The organism is Streptomyces sp. NPDC049887, assembly GCF_040656535.1.
Lineage (GTDB): Bacteria > Actinomycetota > Actinomycetes > Streptomycetales > Streptomycetaceae > Streptomyces.
Genome location: NZ_JBFAMM010000009.1, coordinates 182,853 through 199,727, shown reverse-complemented (window position 1 = coordinate 199,727; position 16,875 = coordinate 182,853). Strand labels below are relative to the sequence as shown.

The 16,875-nt window shown below is 71.2% G+C and carries 18 protein-coding genes and 1 tRNA gene; 10 read left to right on the top strand and 9 right to left on the bottom strand.

Annotation, left to right across the window (positions count from 1 at the left end; translation table 11 throughout):
* Positions 1–79 precede the first annotated feature (79 nt).
* Both AB0J10_RS14255 and AB0J10_RS14250 read right to left on the bottom strand, forming a co-directional pair.
* Positions 80–592: an FHA domain-containing protein gene (locus AB0J10_RS14255; protein ID WP_363061286.1), complete on the bottom strand. Its 513-nt coding sequence runs from the start codon at positions 590–592 to the stop codon at positions 80–82.
* A gap of 10 nt (positions 593–602) precedes the next feature.
* Positions 603–1,463 (bottom strand): DUF3662 and FHA domain-containing protein, encoded by an 861-nt coding sequence (locus tag AB0J10_RS14250; RefSeq protein WP_363061284.1) that lies wholly within the window; start codon positions 1,461–1,463, stop codon positions 603–605.
* Positions 1,464–2,028: 565 nt separating this feature from the next.
* Here AB0J10_RS14250 and AB0J10_RS14245 point away from each other — a divergent pair.
* The 3 genes from AB0J10_RS14245 (at position 2,029) to AB0J10_RS14235 (ending at position 4,766) form a co-directional block, all read left to right on the top strand.
* Positions 2,029–2,115, top strand: a tRNA-Leu gene (locus AB0J10_RS14245).
* 305 nt (positions 2,116–2,420) lie between these two features.
* Positions 2,421–4,067 carry a histidine kinase gene (locus tag AB0J10_RS14240; protein ID WP_363061392.1) on the top strand — a complete coding sequence of 549 codons (1,647 nt, stop codon included), beginning with the start codon at positions 2,421–2,423 and terminating at the stop codon, positions 4,065–4,067.
* Between the two features lie 39 nt (positions 4,068–4,106).
* Positions 4,107–4,766, top strand: coding sequence for a response regulator transcription factor (locus tag AB0J10_RS14235; protein ID WP_363061282.1), 660 nt, complete (start codon positions 4,107–4,109; stop codon positions 4,764–4,766).
* A 123-nt stretch (positions 4,767–4,889) separates the two neighbouring features.
* Here the strand turns inward: AB0J10_RS14235 and AB0J10_RS14230 are convergent, their stop codons facing one another.
* Entirely contained in the window at positions 4,890–5,504 is a 615-nt protein-coding gene (locus AB0J10_RS14230) for an NAD(P)H-dependent oxidoreductase (RefSeq protein ID WP_363061280.1), read from the bottom strand.
* Positions 5,505–5,635: 131 nt separating this feature from the next.
* On the opposite strand from AB0J10_RS14230, the gene AB0J10_RS14225 reads away from it, so the two are divergent.
* The 4 genes from AB0J10_RS14225 (at position 5,636) to AB0J10_RS14210 (ending at position 9,064) form a co-directional block, all read left to right on the top strand.
* Entirely contained in the window at positions 5,636–5,989 is a 354-nt protein-coding gene (locus AB0J10_RS14225) for a helix-turn-helix domain-containing protein (protein ID WP_363061278.1), read from the top strand.
* Positions 5,990–6,213: 224 nt separating this feature from the next.
* Positions 6,214–7,653: a DUF2252 domain-containing protein gene (locus AB0J10_RS14220; RefSeq protein ID WP_363061276.1), complete on the top strand. Its 1,440-nt coding sequence runs from the start codon at positions 6,214–6,216 to the stop codon at positions 7,651–7,653.
* 58 nt (positions 7,654–7,711) lie between these two features.
* Positions 7,712–8,635, top strand: coding sequence for a hypothetical protein (locus tag AB0J10_RS14215; RefSeq protein ID WP_363061274.1), 924 nt, complete (start codon positions 7,712–7,714; stop codon positions 8,633–8,635).
* A gap of 84 nt (positions 8,636–8,719) precedes the next feature.
* Complete coding sequence (locus AB0J10_RS14210; protein ID WP_363061272.1) at positions 8,720–9,064, top strand: rhodanese-like domain-containing protein; 345 nt, start codon at positions 8,720–8,722, stop codon at positions 9,062–9,064.
* 105 nt (positions 9,065–9,169) lie between these two features.
* On the opposite strand, the gene AB0J10_RS14205 is transcribed toward AB0J10_RS14210, so the two are convergent.
* From AB0J10_RS14205 to paaA, 6 genes are all read right to left on the bottom strand, one after another.
* The gene (locus AB0J10_RS14205) at positions 9,170–10,327 is read right to left on the bottom strand and encodes an acyl-CoA dehydrogenase family protein (protein ID WP_363061270.1); all 1,158 of its coding nucleotides are present in this window, start codon (positions 10,325–10,327) and stop codon (positions 9,170–9,172) included.
* Between the two features lie 78 nt (positions 10,328–10,405).
* Positions 10,406–11,458, bottom strand: coding sequence for a 2Fe-2S iron-sulfur cluster-binding protein (locus AB0J10_RS14200; protein ID WP_363061268.1), 1,053 nt, complete (start codon positions 11,456–11,458; stop codon positions 10,406–10,408).
* Entirely contained in the window at positions 11,459–11,959 is a 501-nt protein-coding gene (paaD, locus tag AB0J10_RS14195) for a 1,2-phenylacetyl-CoA epoxidase subunit PaaD (protein WP_363061266.1), read from the bottom strand.
* Complete coding sequence (paaC, locus tag AB0J10_RS14190; protein WP_363061264.1) at positions 11,953–12,654, bottom strand: 1,2-phenylacetyl-CoA epoxidase subunit PaaC; 702 nt, start codon at positions 12,652–12,654, stop codon at positions 11,953–11,955. The genes paaD and paaC overlap by 7 nt, the downstream gene beginning before the upstream one ends.
* Entirely contained in the window at positions 12,651–12,941 is a 291-nt protein-coding gene (gene paaB, locus AB0J10_RS14185) for a 1,2-phenylacetyl-CoA epoxidase subunit PaaB (RefSeq protein WP_363061262.1), read from the bottom strand. The genes paaC and paaB overlap by 4 nt, the downstream gene beginning before the upstream one ends.
* Entirely contained in the window at positions 12,938–13,972 is a 1,035-nt protein-coding gene (gene paaA / locus AB0J10_RS14180) for a 1,2-phenylacetyl-CoA epoxidase subunit PaaA (RefSeq protein WP_363061260.1), read from the bottom strand. The genes paaB and paaA overlap by 4 nt, the downstream gene beginning before the upstream one ends.
* Before the next feature lie 110 nt (positions 13,973–14,082).
* On the opposite strand from paaA, the gene AB0J10_RS14175 reads away from it, so the two are divergent.
* From AB0J10_RS14175 to AB0J10_RS14165, 3 genes are read left to right on the top strand one after another with little or no spacing between them, the layout of a single operon-like run.
* Positions 14,083–14,970: a DUF5819 family protein gene (locus AB0J10_RS14175; RefSeq protein ID WP_363061258.1), complete on the top strand. Its 888-nt coding sequence runs from the start codon at positions 14,083–14,085 to the stop codon at positions 14,968–14,970.
* Complete coding sequence (locus tag AB0J10_RS14170; protein WP_363061256.1) at positions 14,967–16,163, top strand: HTTM domain-containing protein; 1,197 nt, start codon at positions 14,967–14,969, stop codon at positions 16,161–16,163. Before AB0J10_RS14175 ends, AB0J10_RS14170 begins: the two co-directional genes overlap by 4 nt.
* Positions 16,160–16,819, top strand: coding sequence for a TrmH family RNA methyltransferase (locus tag AB0J10_RS14165; RefSeq protein WP_363061254.1), 660 nt, complete (start codon positions 16,160–16,162; stop codon positions 16,817–16,819). Before AB0J10_RS14170 ends, AB0J10_RS14165 begins: the two co-directional genes overlap by 4 nt.
* Positions 16,820–16,875: the final 56 nt, after the last annotated feature.

Sequence of the window (16,875 nt, the reverse complement as noted above, 5' to 3'; positions counted from 1 at the left end):
CCGGTCCGTCGCCGGGACCGCTGCGGGGTCCGCCGTGCGGACCGCCGCGGCTCGCTCGCTCCGCTCGCTCATTGTCGTACTACTTCCGCAGCTCGATGACGGTCTTGCCGATGCGGATCGGCGCGCCCGGCGGAATCGGTGTCGGGGTGGTGAGCCGGGTCCGGTCGAGATACGTGCCGTTGGTGGACCCGAGGTCCTCGACGATCCACTGGCCGTCACGGTCCGGGTAGATCCTGGCATGCCGACTGGAGGCGTAGTCGTCGTCCAGCACGATCGTGGAGTCGTGCGCGCGGCCCAGCGTGATCGTCTGACCCTGCAGCGCGACCGTGGTGCCGGTGAGGGAGCCCTCGGTGACGACCAGCTTCGTGGGCGCCCCCCGGCGCTGGCGCGTCGCCTGCTGGCGCTGCTGGGGAGGCGCGGCCGCCTGGCGCGCGGCCTGCTGCGGCCGCGTGTCGGCGTTGCGCCGCGAGCCGCGCTGCGTGACGCGGGTGCCGAACAGGTCGCTACGGATGACCTGGACGGCCACGATGACGAACAGCCACAGAACGGCCAGGAAACCCAGCCGCATGACCGTCAGGGTCAGCTCTGACATTGCCCCCGCTTCACCCTTCGGCTTGCCGGTAAACGATGGTGGTGCTGCCCACGACGATCCGCGAGCCGTCGCGGAGCGTAGCGCGGGTGGTGTGCTGCCCGTCCACCACGATGCCGTTGGTGGACCCGAGATCCTGGATCGTCGAGGGCGTTCCGGTCCGGATCTCGCAGTGCCGGCGGGAGACGCCGGGGTCGTCGATCCGCACGTCGGCGTCGGTGCTGCGGCCCAGCACCATCGTCGGGCGGGAGATCTGGTGGCGGGTGCCGTTGATCTCGATCCAGCGGCGCACCTGGGCGCCCGGCATGGGACCGGGTGCCGTCGGACGCCCGCCATGGGCTGCTCCGGGGCCGGGCCTGCCTCCGCCGGGCGGCGGGGCGGACGGCATGGGAGGTGCACCGACAGGAGGGTAGCCGTAACCGCCGCGCTGGGCCCCCTGCGGGGCACCCGCGTGACCCGCTTCCGGGCCGGCGGGGGCGCGGTCGGATGACTGTGACGTACTCGACGCGAGAGTGCGGCTGCGCACCCGGTACAGACCGGTGTCGAGGTCGTCGGCCTTCTCCAGATGGACCTTGATCGGGCCCATGAAGGTGTAGCGCTGCTGCTTGGCGTAGTCCCGGACCAGGCCGGAGAGCTCGTCGCCGAGCTGGCCGGAGTAGGGGCTGAGCCGCTCGTAGTCGGGCGCGCTCAGCTCCACGATGAAGTCGTTGGGGACGACCGTGCGGTCCCGGTTCCAGATGGTCGCGTTGTTGTCGCACTCGCGCTGGAGGGCGCCCGCGATCTCGACCGGCTGGACCTCGGACTTGAAGACCTTGGCGAAGGTGCCGTTGACCAGGCCTTCGAGCCGCTGCTCGAAACGCTTCAGAACTCCCATGGGGCACCTCCTCCGTCGATGTCGTCCTGGTACTGCTTACTGATCGTATCCACGCGTCGGGAAATCGGCTGGTTCCCCTTGTCTGCCCCGTCGATGAGTGTCACCTCTCACACGGATCGTAGAGGCGGCCTCCTGACAGTGTCCCGCACCCGGGGTGCACCCCGGGGGAGCGGGGGGAGGTGCACCCGGGAGGAGTGCGGGAGGCCGCGCTGCGTTCCTTCGCCTGTCCCTCTCCGGTTGTCCCTGTCTTCGTCCTCCAGCCCTGCCTCTTCTCCTCCGCGTCTCCTCCGCGGCTTCCGCCTCCGTGGACGGCGCCCGTCTGCGCTTCGCTCCATCAACGTCGCTGGGGCCCGTGAGGGTGCCGTCCCGCGGCCGTTCCGGTGCCCGGGACCCGGCACCGGAAGCGGTACGGGACGCGCCCCGGCAGGCCCCTGCTGTCTTCCTCCGCCGCCGGGAGCCGCCCGAAACAACGGATGTGAATCCACCCTCCGCAGCGTGCTAATCTTCTGCATGTCGCCAGGCGCTCGCACCGAACAGGTGAGGGGGCAGGGGGCAACACCCAAATGCGCGGGTGGCGGAATAGGCAGACGCGCTGGATTCAGGTTCCAGTGCCCGCAAGGGCGTGGGGGTTCAACTCCCCCCTCGCGCACCATGAGAAACCGAAGAAACGGGTTCTCGCCGGAGACGAAAGTCCTGGTGGGGGCCCGTTTCTCGTTGACTCGCCCAAGGCCGGCCGTCATCGCCGGCCCTCATCGGACCTCGATCCGCCCGGCGCGTCCTCTTTGTGTGCGCTTTGTCTCCCCTGTTGCGATCGGGCTCCGCAACCTTCGTCGGACGGCGTGCGACGAAAGTGGGCAGTGTCGGGGAGGGACGGTTGCCTAGGGTGCGGTCGTGGACGCGTCATCGAAGACTTGGGCCGGGGTGCGGGCGGCCGGCAGGTGGCTGGCGCCGCCGGACATGTGGTCCCGGCGCAGACTCGCGGGCGAGGCGACCGTCGCGCTGCTGCTCGCCCTTCTGGCGGTGGGTCTGGGACAGGTGCTGGGGGCGTCCGTTCCGGCGGTGCTGGCCGAGGCCGTCGCGATCGCCGGCCTGTCGCTGATGCGGCGGAGGCTGCCGGCGACCGTGCTGGCGGTGACCGCCGCGCTGACGCCGGTGGGCACCGGGTTCCTTCCGCTGATGATGGCCGCGGGCTGGTCGGCCGGGCGCCGGATCACCGGGCCGGGCCGGGCCGTGGCGGCGTTCGCCGGCGCGTATGCGCTCTGTGTCACCGTCTCGCTGGTCGACACCTGGTCACCCTCGACCGCGCTGACGCTGGTACTGCTCACCACGCTCTACTACCTCGCGGTCGCGGTCGTCCCCGGCCTGGCCAGCCGGTACTGGACACAGCGGCGGACCCTTCTGCACACCCTGCAGGAACGCAACAGTCAGCTGCTGCGCGAGCGTGCCATGGTCGCCGGGCAGGCGCGGTTGAGGGAGCGGCAGCGCATCGCTCAGGACATGCACGACAGCCTCGGGCACCGGCTTGCGCTCATCTCCGTGCACACGGGGGCCCTCGAGGTCGACCGCGAACTCACACCGCGGCAGCGCGAGGTGGTCGGGGTGCTGCGGGAGGCGTCGATGACCGCCATGCACGAGTTGCGCGAGGTCGTCGGGATCCTGAGGGACGGGGTGGAGGCGCCCGCGCCCGCGTCCGTGGACGAGTCGGGCCGGGCCGCCCGCGGCACGGCAGGAATCGCGGCGCTCGTCGACGCGGCCAGGACCGCGGGGAACGTGGTGGAGCTGAAGCACTCGGGGGAGGCCAGGCCGCTGGCCGCGGCCGCCGATCACGCGGCGTACCGCATAGTCCAGGAGGCCCTCACCAACGCCTACAAGCACGCGCCCGGTGCGCCGATCACGGTGGACCTGCGCTACGAACCGGACTCGCTCGTCGTCGAGATCGTCAACGGAACGGCCTCGGACACGGTCGGCCACGTCGTCAGCGGCGGACAGGGGCTGACGGGACTGCACGAGCGAGCACGGCTGGTCGGCGGAATGGTGCACGCCGGCCCGGTTCCCGACGGCGGTTTCCGGGTGGCGGGAGTCCTTCCGTACGGCATCGGGGAGGCGTCGCCGTTCGTCGACTCGGCGGACGACTTCCGGCAGCAGCCGGCGAAGACCCCTTACGGGGACGGTGTTCCGGTCGTGGGCCGGACCGTTTCGGAGAGGGAGTGGGCGATGGGCGCCAGGGACGTGCACAGCAGGTCCAGCGGGGTGGCCATGGGGTGTGGAATCGCGCTGGGTGTCGTGATGCTGCTGGGGGTCGCCGTTCTCGTGGGGGTGTTCTTCCTGGTCGGCTCCCTCGAGAAGGGCATGATCGAGCCTTCCGAGTACCGGGCGATCAAGGTCGGAACGGCCGAGAGGACGGTACGGGACCAGTTGCCGAGCGGCGACACGATCGCCACCGAGGGACTGGACGACAAGGGGCCGACGGAGCCGGAGGGTTCGCGGTGCCTGGTTCTGCTTTCCTCCGAGATCGGGGAGAGTCTGGACGCGGAGCCGGTGTTCCGGTTCTGCTTCAAGGACGGCAAGCTGGTCGAGAAGAAGTCGTACGAGGTCAAGCGCTAGGCGTAGGCGCCCAGGTGCTGGGGGAGCAGAGGGGGGTCCGTGACCGGTTCGACGATCCGGGTCGTGATCGCCGACGACGAGCCGCTGATCCGGGCCGGGATCCGGATGATCCTCACCTCCGATCAGGAGATCGAGGTCGTCGCAGAGGGGGCCGACGGCCGTGAGGCCGTCGAGCTGGCGCGGTCGCATCGGGCGGACGTGGTGCTGCTGGACATCCAGATGCCGGTGATGGACGGGCTCACCGCGTTGCCCGAACTTCGCCGTGCCGTTCCCACGGCACGCGTCATCGTGCTCACGACCTTCGGTGAGCGCGACAACGTACTACGGGCACTGGAACACGGCGGTGCGGGATTCCTGCTCAAGGACACCGCTCCGGCGGAGCTGATCCGCGCGGTGCGGGCGACGGCCGCCGGTGACGCCTACCTCTCGCCGGCCGCCACTCGCCACGTCGTGGAGCAGCTGGCCTCGGGGCGGGCGGCGCCACGTGACGAGGAGGCCAGGGCCAGAGTCGCGGCGCTGAGCGCCCGTGAGCGCGAGGTGCTGGCGCTGCTCGGGGAAGGCCTGTCCAATGCGGACGCCGGGCGCCGGCTGCACATGAGCGAGGCGACGGTGAAGACCTATGTGAGCCGGATCCTGGCCAAGCTCGATTGCGAGAACCGGGTGCAGGCCGCGCTGTTGGCGAGGGACGCCGGGCTGTAGCCGGGTATCGGCTGCTGAACCCGTCTCTGCAGGCGTCTCCCTCCGCCACGGCCCTACCGGGGGCCGTGGCGGAGGTTTCACGTGGAACATCGTCGGGAGCTGCTCGTGCCCCCGCGGCTCCTCTTACGCGGCGAGCCGTGCCGCCAGGTCCTTGGCCTTCCGGGCGGCATCCACGAACGCCTTGGAACGCGACGCCTCGGCGAGCGGAACGAGCTCGGCCATCTCGGGCTTGCTGGGCGCCAGGGTGAGTTCGGGAACGATGAAGTCCACCTTGGCCCCGAACATCCCGGCGAACACCTTCTCCAGGTAGTTCTGGACGAACTCGAAGTCCTGGCGCGGCGTACCGGGGGCGTAGGAACCGCCCCGGCTGGCGACCACGGTGAAGGGGGTGCCGGACAGCGGCCCGTCCGGAGTGCCCGCGTTGTGACCCACGATGATCACCTGGTCGAGCCAGGCCTTGAGCGTGGACGGAATCGTGAAGTTGTACATCGGGGCGCCGATCAACACGGCGTCGGCATCGGCGAGTTCGGTGGCGAGTTCCGCGCGGAGTGCGTCGTCCGCGCCGGCGGACACCGCGGCGAAGTCCAGATGGGGCAGCGGGTTCGCGGCAAGGTCGCGGTAGACGACCTTGCCCTCCGGGTGCTCCTCCAGCCAGGTCTTCACGAACGTGGCGGTGACATCGCGCGAGGCGGAACCCTGCGGGAAGAGGGCGGAATCGATGTGCAGCAGTGTGGCCATGGGGTTCTCCGTAGGGGATGGAGGGTCGACGACAGGGCGGACAGCATCGGCTGCCGTTCTGTTCGTAACTACGAATAACACAGGTGCTTACTTTTTTTCACCTCCGCACGGCGAGGCAGTACGCTGGAGGTATGGCGGAACACGGAGAGCACACGTGCCAGCAGGTCGACGGGGGGATCACGCGTGTCTTCGGACTGCTCGGAAAGCGCTGGACCGGTCCGATCGTTTCGGTGCTGATGCAGCGGCCGGTCTACTTCGCCGAGCTTCGACGGGCCATCCCGGGGATCAGCGAGCGCATGCTGTCCGACCGGCTCACCGAACTCTCGGCGGCCGGGCTGGTCGTCCGCGAGGTCGACGAGGGCCCGCCGCTGCGTGTCGCCTACCGGCTCACCGACGCCGGCGCGGCGCTGGAGCCCGCGCTCAAGGAACTGGGCCGCTGGGCGGAGTCGCACCTGCCCGCCGGCACTGAGGGCGGAACCTGCTGAGGGCGTCGTCCATGACGTCCCGCGAGCCCCGAGGTCGTTCCGCGGTCTTCGCCGGGCTTTTGCCACCGGTGGGGTCAGGGCGCCCCGATCTCGGGCCGGCGGCGACCCGGAGTCGGTGAACCGGCCGACGACCGCGGTTTTCCACAGGGGGAGACGGCTGCCTGGTCGGACGGTACGGTCGTGGGCACTTGATGTTGCACGACAGCGGGGGAGGCGGTCACGCCATGAGTGGGACCGAGACGACGGCGTACCGGCGGACGGCGCCGACCGAGGCACGCATACCGAAGGTCACCGGCTTCGCCCGGCGGGTGCCGGGCGGGGTGCCGGACTCCCCCAAGCGGGACGGCAAGGCGCTGCGCCGGGAGGTGCCACGTCATTCCCACGCCACGATGGTGATCCCCGTGGAGCGGCCCGACGCGGTGCGGGCCGTGGAGGAGTCCAGCCGGGGCAGGGTCCCCGGGCTGACACCGATCCGCGTGGGGAGGATGGCGGCCGCGCCCTTCGCCTTCCTGCGCGGCTCCGCCGGGCTGATGGCCCACGATCTGGCAGGCACGCCGGTCACGGGCGTCGCGGCGCAGATCTGCGGCGACGCGCACGCGGGCAACTTCGGTCTGTACGGCGATGCGCGCGGCAGTCTCGTGATCGACCTCAACGACTTCGACGAGACCGCCGTCGGCCCCTGGGAGTGGGACCTCAAGCGGCTCGCCACCTCGCTCGTGCTCGCCGGCCGCGAGGCCGGCGCCGACGAGGACGTCTGCCGCAAGGCCGCGTACGACGTGGCCGGGTCGTACCGCCGCACGATGCGGCTGCTGGCGAAGCTCCCGGTGCTGGACGCGTGGAACGCCATCGCGGACGAGGAGCTCGTCTCGCACGCCGACGCACGCGACCTGGTGGGCACGCTGGAGCGGGTCTCGGAGAAGGCCAAGAACAACACGAGCGCGCGCTTCGCCGCCAAGTCGACCGAGGCGTCGGAGGACGGCGGCCGGCGCTTCGTGGACGCCGGGCCGGTGCTGCGCCGGGTCTCCGACGCGGAGGCCGCGGCCGTCGCCATGTCACTCGCCGGGTATCTGGAGACCGTCTCTGAGGACCGGCTGCCGCTGCTCGCGCGCTATGCGATCCACGACGTGGCCTTCCGGGTCGTCGGTACCGGCAGCGTGGGGACGCGGTCCTACGTGGTGCTGCTGCTGGACCACCGGGGCGAGCCGCTCGTGCTGCAGGTGAAGGAGGCACGGCCCTCCGTGCTGGCGCCGCATCTGGCTGCCGCCGGCTTCGAGGTCCCCGCGGTCCCGCACGAGGGGCGCCGTGTGGTGATGGGCCAGAAGCGGATGCAGGTGGTCAGCGACAACCTGCTCGGCTGGACGACGGTGGACGGCCGCCCCTTCCAGGTGCGGCAGTTCCGCAACCGCAAGGGCAGCGTGGATCCCGCCGCCCTCGCGGCGGACCATGTGGACGACTACGCCCGTATGACGGGTGCGCTGCTGGCCAGGGCCCACGCGCACAGCGTCGATCCGCGGCTGGTCGCCGGCTACTGCGGCAAGAGCGAGGAGCTGGACGAGGCCGTGGCCGGCTTCGCGGTGGCCTACGCGGACCGGACCGAGGCCGATCACGCCGATCTGGTCGCCGCGGTCCGCGGCGGGCGGATAGCCGCCGAGCTGGGTGTGTGACGGGCGCACAATCCGTCCGCCCGCCGGAGCGGCCGGTGCTCTGCCATACGCTGGGCGGGTGACCCAGGACGCTCCCGGGGGCCCGGCCACCCGGAACGAGGACGAGCAGGACGACCACCGCGTGGACGATCAGAAGGTGAAGAGCGCTCGGGCGGAGCAGGACCCGCCCGGCGTCGACGGCGTGCGCGAGGACGCCACGGAGGAGCCCGAGCGCGCCGAGGCGCGGCTGGAGAAGGCCGTACGCGCCGCGGAGCAGGCCCTGATCGAGTTCGAGATCGCGGTCGAGACCTTCCGGGTCGAGGTGGAGAACTTCTCCCGGCTGCACCACCAGAGGCTCGGTCCGATGTACTCGCGTCTGGACGAACTCGACGCGCTGATCGCCGAGGCGCGGGCGGCCCGGAGCGGAGACCCGGAGGATCTGCGCAAGGCCCGGGAGGCGCGGGCGATCGTGATGCCGATGCCGGGTGTCGAAGAGCTCTTCCACAGCTGGATCGATTCCGAGGGGCTGTCCCCCGAGGCCGCGGCCATGCTCACCGACCGGCCCGTGCAGCCTCCCAAGCGGGTGCGGCCCACGGACGAGGCCCGCAGGCTCTACCGCGAGCTCGCCCGCAAGGCCCACCCCGACCTCGCCCAGGAGGACAAGGAGCGGGCCCGCCGGGACGAGTTCATCACCCGGGTCAACGCCGCGTACGGGCGCGGTGACGAGGCGCTGCTGCGGGAGCTGACACGGGAGTGGGAGGCGGGACCCGCGCCCGAGGAGGCGCCGCTCGGCGAGGCCGAGGAGCTCTACGCCCGCCTCGAGTGGCTCGCGCGACGCAAGGAACTGCTGACCGTGGTCGCCCAGGGCCTGGAGGAGAGCGCGATCGGCGCGATGCTGCGGATGGCGCCGGACGATCCCGACCGGCTGCTGGAGGAGATCGCGGAGCAGTTGCTGGCCCAGGTCGCGGAGCGAGAGGCCGAACTGGCCGGGCTGGTGCAGTAGGTTTTCCGAGAGGTTGCCCGCCCGCCCCCGCCGGGACGTACGGCGGGCAGGAGGCAGTACGAGTCCAGGAGAGAAGGCCCGACCATGAACTTCGCCCAACTGCCCTCGGTGGACGCAGCTTCCGTGCCTGCCGGCGGTCTGGTGCTCGACGTCCGGGAGGACGACGAATGGGCGGCCGGCCATGTGGAGGGTGCGGTGCACATCCCGATCAGCGACTTCGTGGCCCGCTTCGGTGAGGTCACCGAGGCCGTGGCCGGTGGCCGGCGGGCCTATGTGATGTGCCGGGTGGGCGGCCGCTCCGCCCAGGTCACCCAGTACCTGGTGCAGCAGGGCATCGACGCGGTGAACATCGACGGCGGGATGCAGGCCTGGGACGCCGCCGGCCGTCCGATGGTCACGGACAGCGGCGGACCTGCCTTCGTGCTCTAGACGGCTGCCCCGGCGACGGATTGCCGGGCCCGCCTCCGCCACGAGTCCGCCGCCCGGCGACCCGGCCCGGTCCCTCCCCGTCTCCCTCGGCGGGACATCGACCCGTCAGCCGAGCGGATGCGCCGCGAGCAGGTCTCCCAGGGCCTCCTCGTGAGCCGCGGCCGGCCCGAGGGACAGCTCCAGCTGCTTGGCCCAGGCGTGGTACCGGTGCAGTGCGTAGTCTGTGTCGGCGCCGAATCCGCCGTGCAGATGCTGTGCGGTCTGGACGACTCGGCGGACCCCCTCCGACGCCCAGATCTTCGCCACAGCCACATCACCGGCCACGGGCAGGGGGCCACCCCGCGGGGCGCTGCGGCCGGTGGGTGCGCCGAGCCGCCAGGCGGCCTGCATGAGCGTCGCCTCCATCGCCCGCAGGTCGATGTACCGGTCCGCAGCCTGCACGGCCACGGCCTGGAAGGTGGCGATCGGGAAACCGAACTGCTCGCGCTTCCCCGTGTAGTCGCTGGTCATGGACAGCACACGTTCCCCGAGGCCGAGAGCCAGCGCGCAGGTGCCGGTGGTGAGCAGGTCGCGCAGCCACTCCCAGGCGCCCTCGGCAGCGATCACGTCGCCGCCGTCGATCCGCACGCCGTCGAGCCGCACCTCGGCGAACAGCTCTCCGCTGGTGGAGACCTGTCCGGCGAGTGACACCCCGTCCCGGATCCGCGGGACCAGGGCGATCACGGCTCGGCAGTCCTCGGCGTGCGCGGGCACGGCGATGACGTCCGCGCACTGGGCCCATGGCACGGTGGTCTGTACCCCGTCGATGAGCCAGGAGTCCTCGCCGGGAGCGCGGCGCGCGGTGACGGCGAGCTCGGCGGGGCCGTGACCGGTGCGCCCACTGGCGCCGGCCGTCAGCACGAGCTCGCCGCGGCCGACTCGTGGAAGCAGCCGCGAGGCGCACTCGGGGCCCCCGAACCGCTCGACGGCGGCCGCGACCGCGCCGGTCTCCAGCAACGGCACCCGCGCCAGCACTTTCGCCGATTCACGCAGGACCAGGCAGAGCGCGAGGGGGTCCAGGCCGGCACCGCCGTGCTCGGGACGGAGGACCAGGCTCAGCAGGTCCGCTGCGGCCAGCCTGGCCCACAGCGCGCGATCGATGTCCTCCGCCACGGCACCCGCGGTGAGGGCGGGACTCGGTACCGCGTCGGGCGCGACGCCCGAGAAGACCCCCCTGGCCGCTTCGGCTGCCGCTTGCTGCTCCTCGGTGAAGGTGAAGTCCACAGCCCAGTCCCTCCCGTGCACCGGCTATCTGACGGTCCGTCAAGATAGGGCAGGTTCCCGGGGAAGGGAATGGCGCCGTCAGCGGTCGAAGTCCAGTTCCACGTCCGAGGTCACCGGATGCGACTGGCAGGCCAGCACATAGCCGGCTTCCGTCTCCTCCGGCTCGAGGGCGAAGTTCCGGTCCATCCTGACCTCGCCCGACACCACGAACGCCCGGCATGTCCCGCATACTCCGCCCTTGCAGGCGTACGGGGCGTCGGAGCGGGCGCGCAGCACCGTCTCCAGCAGCGATTCGCCCTCCTCCACGGGCCAGGAACCGGAGCGCCCGTCCAACGTGGCCGTCAGCCTGCTGTGCACGGGCGCCGCTACCGGGGCGGTGGCGGGCACGTCGTCCACATGGAAGACCTCTTCGTGGATGCGGTTCCGCTGGACGCCCAGCTCGCGCAGCGCGCGCTCGGCGCCCTGGACCAGTCCGTACGGCCCGCACAGGAACCAGCCGTCCACCTCCGGCACATCGAGCAGAGCGGGCAGCAGAGCCGTCAGCCGCTCCCGGTCGAGCCGGCCCGAGGGCAGCCCTGCCTGCTGCTCCTCCCGGGAAAGCGCCGTCACCAGCTGAAAGCGGTCCGGATAGCGGTCCTTGAGGTCGGCCACCTCGTCCAGGAACATCGTGGAGGCGGCCGTACGGTCGCTGCGGACCAGACAGAACCTGGCCTTCGGCTCTCTCTCCAGCAGCGTTGCCGCGATCGAGAGGACCGGGGTGATTCCGCTGCCGCCGACGATCGCCGCGAAGTGGCCGGCGCGCGGCTCCAGGACGAACCGGCCCGTCGGCTGCATGACCTCGAGCGTGTCGCCGGCCGAGAGCTCCTTGAGGGCGTAGGACGAGAACTCGCCGCCGTCGACCAGCCTGATGCCCACCCGCAGTACGGCCTCCTCCCCGGCAGGGGCGGCCGGGGAGCAGATCGAGTACGTACGGCGGATCTCCTCGCCGTTCGCCCCTGTGCGGCGCACGGCGATGTGCTGGCCCGGTGTGTGGCGGAATGCCTCACGGAGCTCGGCGGGCACCGTGAGGGTGACGGCCACGGAGTCGTCCGTGAGCCGCTCGACCTCGCTGACCCGGAGCGGATGGAACATCTACAACTCCTTGAAGTGGTCGAACGGTTCGCGGCAGCTGACACAGCGGCGCAGCGCCTTGCACGCGGTGGAGGAGAAGCGGCTCAGCAGCTCCGTGTCCGTGGAACCGCAGTGCGGACAGCGCACCGTGAGCGTGAGCGGAACGGTGCCGTCCACGGCGGTGGGCCGCGGTGGGGCTATTCCGAACTCCGCCAGCTTGCGCCTGCCGTCCGCGCTGATGTCGTCCGTCGACCAGGCGGGGGACAGCACCTTGACGACGGACACCTCGGCCACGCCGTGCTCGTGCAGCACCCGCTCGATGTCGGAGGCCATCGCCTCGATGGCGGGGCAGCCGGTGTAGGTGGGGGTTAGTTCGACCTCGACCCTGCCCGGGCCGAGGATCTGCACTCCGCGCAGGACACCGAGCTCCTCCAGGGTCAGCACCGGCAGCTCGGGGTCGGGCACGGAGCCGGCCAGCCGGCGCAGCTCCGCCTCAAGAGCGGTGTCGGTCCGGGTCACCATGACGCCCCCGGGTGGCTCCGGTGCAGATGCTGCATCTCGGCCAGCATCCGTCCGAAGGGTTCCGTGTGCAGCCCCTGGCGCCCTGCGCCCGCCGACCAGGCACCGGTGTCCGCGGTGTCGGGCACGGTCAGGGTGGCCCGCTTGAGCACGGTCGTGACCGACTCCAGCCAGGCCGACCGCAGTGCCTCCCGGTCCACTTCCAGACCCTCGACCGGCTGGAACATCTCGCCGGTGAACCGCCACAGGGCATCGCAGGCGCGCTGCATCCGCCCGTGGCTCTCGGCGGTGCCGTCGCCCAGGCGCAGTGTCCACTGCTCCGCGTGGTCCTGGTGGTAGGCGACCTCCTTGACGGCCTTGGCGGCGAGCCCGGAGAGCTCGCTGTCCCCCGCCGCCAGCTGCCCGTACAGCAGCCGCTGGTAGGTGGAGAAGTAGAGCTGGCGGGCGATGGTGTGTGCGAAGTCGCCGTTCGGCTGCTCCACCAGCTGGAGGTTCCGGAAGGCTCGTTCCTCGCGCAGATAGGCCAGCTCGTCCTCGTCGCCGACGAGCGAGAGCAGCGTCCGGGCCTGCCCCAGCAGATCCAGCGCGATATTCGCCAGGGCGACCTCTTCCTCCAGGACCGGGGCGTGACCGGCCCACTCCCCCAGCCGGTGCGAGAGCACCAGCGCGTCGTCGCCCAGGGCGAGTGCGGCGGTCACAGGTGCTTCACTCCTTCCGGGATCTCGTAGAAAGTCGGGTGGCGGTAGGGCTTGTCGGCGGAGGGCTCGAAGAAGGGGTCCTTCTCGTCGGGCGAGGAGGCGGTGACCGCCGTGGAGGGAACCACCCAGATCGACACGCCCTCGTTGCGACGGGTGTAGAGGTCACGGGCGTTGCGCAGGGCCATCTCGGCGTCGGGCGCGTGCAGGCTGCCCGCGTGGGTGTGGGAGAGACCGCGGCGCGAGCGCACGAATACCTCCCACAGCGGCCAGTCCGTCGAGCTGCTCATGCCGTCGCCTCCACCTGTGCCTCGTCGGACTCCGTGCCCGACCCGTCCGACGCTGTTGACTCGTGCGGCGCCCCGGAGCGGCCGGAGGCGCGCTTGGCGGCATGGGCCGCGGCTGCCTCGCGCACCCAGGCGCCCTCCTCGTGGGCCCTGCGGCGCTGGGAGATCCGCTGCTCGTTGCACGGTCCGTTGCCCTTGAGGACCTGCCAGAACTCGTCCCAGTCGATCGCGCCGAAGTCGTGGTGACCGCGCTCCTCGTTCCAGCGCAGGTCCGGGTCCGGCAGGGTCAGGCCCAGAGCCTCCGCCTGCGGGACGCAGATGTCCACGAACCGCTGGCGCAGCTCGTCGTTGGAATGCCGCTTGATCTTCCAGGCCATGGACTGTGCGGAGTGGGCCGACGCATCGTCCGGGGGGCCGAACATCATCAGCGACGGCCACCACCAGCGGTCCACCGCGTCCTGGGCCATCTCGTGCTGGGCGGGCGTGCCCCGGGAGAGCGCCAGCAGCAGCTCGTAGCCCTGGCGCTGGTGGAAGGACTCCTCCTTGCAGATCCGGACCATCGCGCGGGCGTACGGGCCGTAGGAGCAGCGACAGAGCGGAACCTGGTTGGTGATGGCGGCGCCGTCGACCAGCCAGCCGATCGCGCCGACGTCGGCCCAGGTCAGAGTCGGGTAGTTGAAGATCGAGGAGTACTTCTGGCGGCCCGAGTGGAGCTTGTCGAGCAGCTCGTCCCGGCTCGCACCGAGCGTCTCCGTGGCGCTGTACAGGTACAGGCCGTGGCCGGCCTCGTCCTGGACCTTGGCCATGAGAATGGCCTTGCGGCGCAACGAGGGCGCGCGTGTGATCCAGTTCGCCTCGGGCTGCATGCCGATGATCTCCGAGTGCGCGTGCTGCGCCATCTGGCGGACCAGCGAGGCACGGTAGTCGTCGGGCATCCAGTCGCGGGGCTCGATGCGCTCGTCGGCGGCCACGGCAGCGTCGAACCGCGCCTGGTGCGTCGAAGCCGCAGCCGTCCCTGCTGTCACTGCCGTCATCGGACCCCCTACCGACCGATCGTTCGGTTGAATGACTTCAATGGTGAGTCGACGGCCCGTAAGGTGTCAACCCTGTGGATAACCGCGGTGGACCAAGGGGATCGGGGCGGATGGACTCGTACGACGGCGACGGCGCCGCGGGCGCCGGAGCGGTTCCGCCCGTCGTGCCGGGCGCGATACCTGATTCGGGCAGCTCAGGCGGGGCGGACCCGCGGGCCGTGACCGGTGGCGGCGCGACCGGTGACCCGGGAGCGAGCGCGTCTGCCGGCCCCCCGGACGACGCGACCGGCGCCGGCGACCCGGGCGAGGCGCCGCTCCGGCGGCGCCCGTCCGGCGGTATCGCGGCCCTGTCGCTCCCCTACCAGGTGGTGGCCGCGGCCGCCCTCGGGCTCGTCGCCGTCTTCGCATGCGTCCACCTGGCCATGGTGTTCCTGCACGTCGCGCCGTCGAACACACTGACCAAGCGGCACGGCAAGGGTGTCGACGAGTGGGTCTACCCCGAGTTCGAGCAGAACTGGAAACTCTTCGCGCCCAACCCGCTCCAGCAGAACATCGCGGTCCAGGTGCGCGCCGAGGTCGCCGGACCGGACGGCAGCCGCCGGACGAGCGACTGGATCGACCTCTCGGCCGAGGACGGCGAGGCGATCCGGGGCAACCTCCTCCCCAGCCATGTCCACCAGAACGAACTCCGCAGGGGCTGGGACTTCTACGGCAACTCGCACACGGACGACAACAAGCCCAACGGCCTGCGCGGCCAGCTCTCCGAGCGCTACGTCCGCCGCATCGTGATGACCCGCCTGGACGGCCACGACCTGGGCGGACGCGTCGAGCGCATCCAGCTCCGCTCCGCCACCCGCTCCGTCAAGGCGCCTCTGTGGAGCCGCGAGAAGATCGACACCCGCCCGTACCACCGGGTGCTCCCCTGGTGGACCGTGACCACCGCCGACCTGCCCCTCGACGTGCGCAACGGCGCGGGCGACAAGGAGGCGGACCGGTGACCCAGCCACTCGACCGCCGGCTCGCCGCCGCCGTCCAGCGGGTGACCTCGACGGCCCTCGGCCCGTACCAGAGCGCGATCGTCCGGATCGGCTTCTCCCTGACCTGGCTGCTGTTCCTGCTGCGCGAGTTCCCGCACCGCCGCGAGCTGTACGGACCGGACGGCCCCTGGGGCTGGGACATGGCCCAGCAGCTGATCGCCGAGAACCACGCGTTCACCGTGCTCATGTGGTCGGACAGTGCCGTCTGGTTCGAGACCGTGTACGCCGTCGCGGTGCTGTCCGCCGTGCTGCTGCTGCTCGGCTGGCGCACCCGCGCCATGTCGGTGGTCTTCATGGTCGGCGTGCTGTCGCTGCAGAACCGGTCCATCTTCATGGGCGACGGCGGCGACAACGTGATCCACCTGATGGCGATCTATCTGGTGTTCACCCGCTGCGGCCAGGTCTGGTCCCTGGACGCCCGGCGGGAGCGGCGCACGACGGACGCGGCGGACCGGGCGCCGGACCGCTGGGGGCCGTTGCTCTGGGTGACGCTCGGTCTGCTGCTCCTCCTCGGCTCGCTCACGCACCGGACCGGAGGGGAGTGGTGGCTGACCCTCCTGCTCTGGGGGCTGTGGGGCTGCCAGGGCGTGTGGTGGGCGGTGAACCGACGCGCGCCGCACAGTGAGCCCCGCACCCTTCTCGACGTCCTCGCCAACCTCGCCCACAACGCCGCTCTCGTGGTGATCATGGCGGAGGTCTGCCTGATCTACGCCACGGCCGGCTGGTACAAGATCCAGGGCTCCCGGTGGCAGGACGGCAGTGCGTTGTACTACCCGCTCAAGCTCGACTACTTCACGCCCTGGCCCGCGCTCTCCGACCTCCTCGCCAACAGCGGGCTGATGGTGATGGTGCTGACCTACGGCACGGTGATCGTGCAGGTCGCGTTCCCCTTCACACTGTTCAACCGCAAGGTCAAGAACGTCCTCCTGGTGGCGATGATGCTGGAGCACGCAGGCATCGCGCTCCTGCTCGGACTTCCGTTCTTCTCCCTCGCGATGATCGCCGCCGACGCCGTCTTCCTGCCCACCTCCTTCCTGCGCCGGCTCGGCGGCTGGGTGGCCGGTGCCCGGGACCGGGTCCTGCGGCGGACGGCACGGATCCCCGGGCAGCGCGCTACGCCCGAGGAGCAGGCCGCCCGTACCCTCGTCGGGTGAGCACCGAGACCCAGGAACCCGTTCAGTACGACGACGGCTACGGCCCGGAGGTGGGCGTCGGGCCCCATCCTGCCCCGTGGCCGGACGGGGCACCGTACGATCCCGAACTGCTCGCGGCAGGGGACCGGCGCAATGTGGTCGACCGGTACCGGTACTGGACGCGGGAGGCGATCGTCGCCGACCTGGACACCCGACGGCACGACTTCCACGTGGCCGTGGAGAACTGGGGCCACGACTTCAACATCGGCTCCGTGGTCAGGACCGCCAACGCCTTCCTGGCCAAGGAGATCCACATCGTGGGGCGGCGGCGCTGGAACCGGCGCGGGGCGATGGTCACCGACCGCTACCAGCACGTGCGCCACCATCCGGACACCGAGTCGCTGACCGCCTGGGCTGCCGCCGAGGGGCTCCCGATCATCGGGATCGACAATCTGCCGGGCGCGGTCCCCCTGGAACGGACGGTGCTCCCGAGGCGCTGTGTGCTCCTCTTCGGCCAGGAAGGGCCCGGGCTCACAGAGGAGGCGCGGAAGCACACCGCCACGGTGTGCTCGATCGCCCAGTTCGGTTCCACTCGCTCGATCAATGCCGGCGCGGCCGCCGCGATCGCCATGCACTCCTGGATCCAGCGCTACGCGGAGATCCCGCCGGCGTCCTGAACCGCCCATGAGGGGGAAAGCCCGGCCCGCGCGAGCGAGCCGGGCCGGGAGGCAAG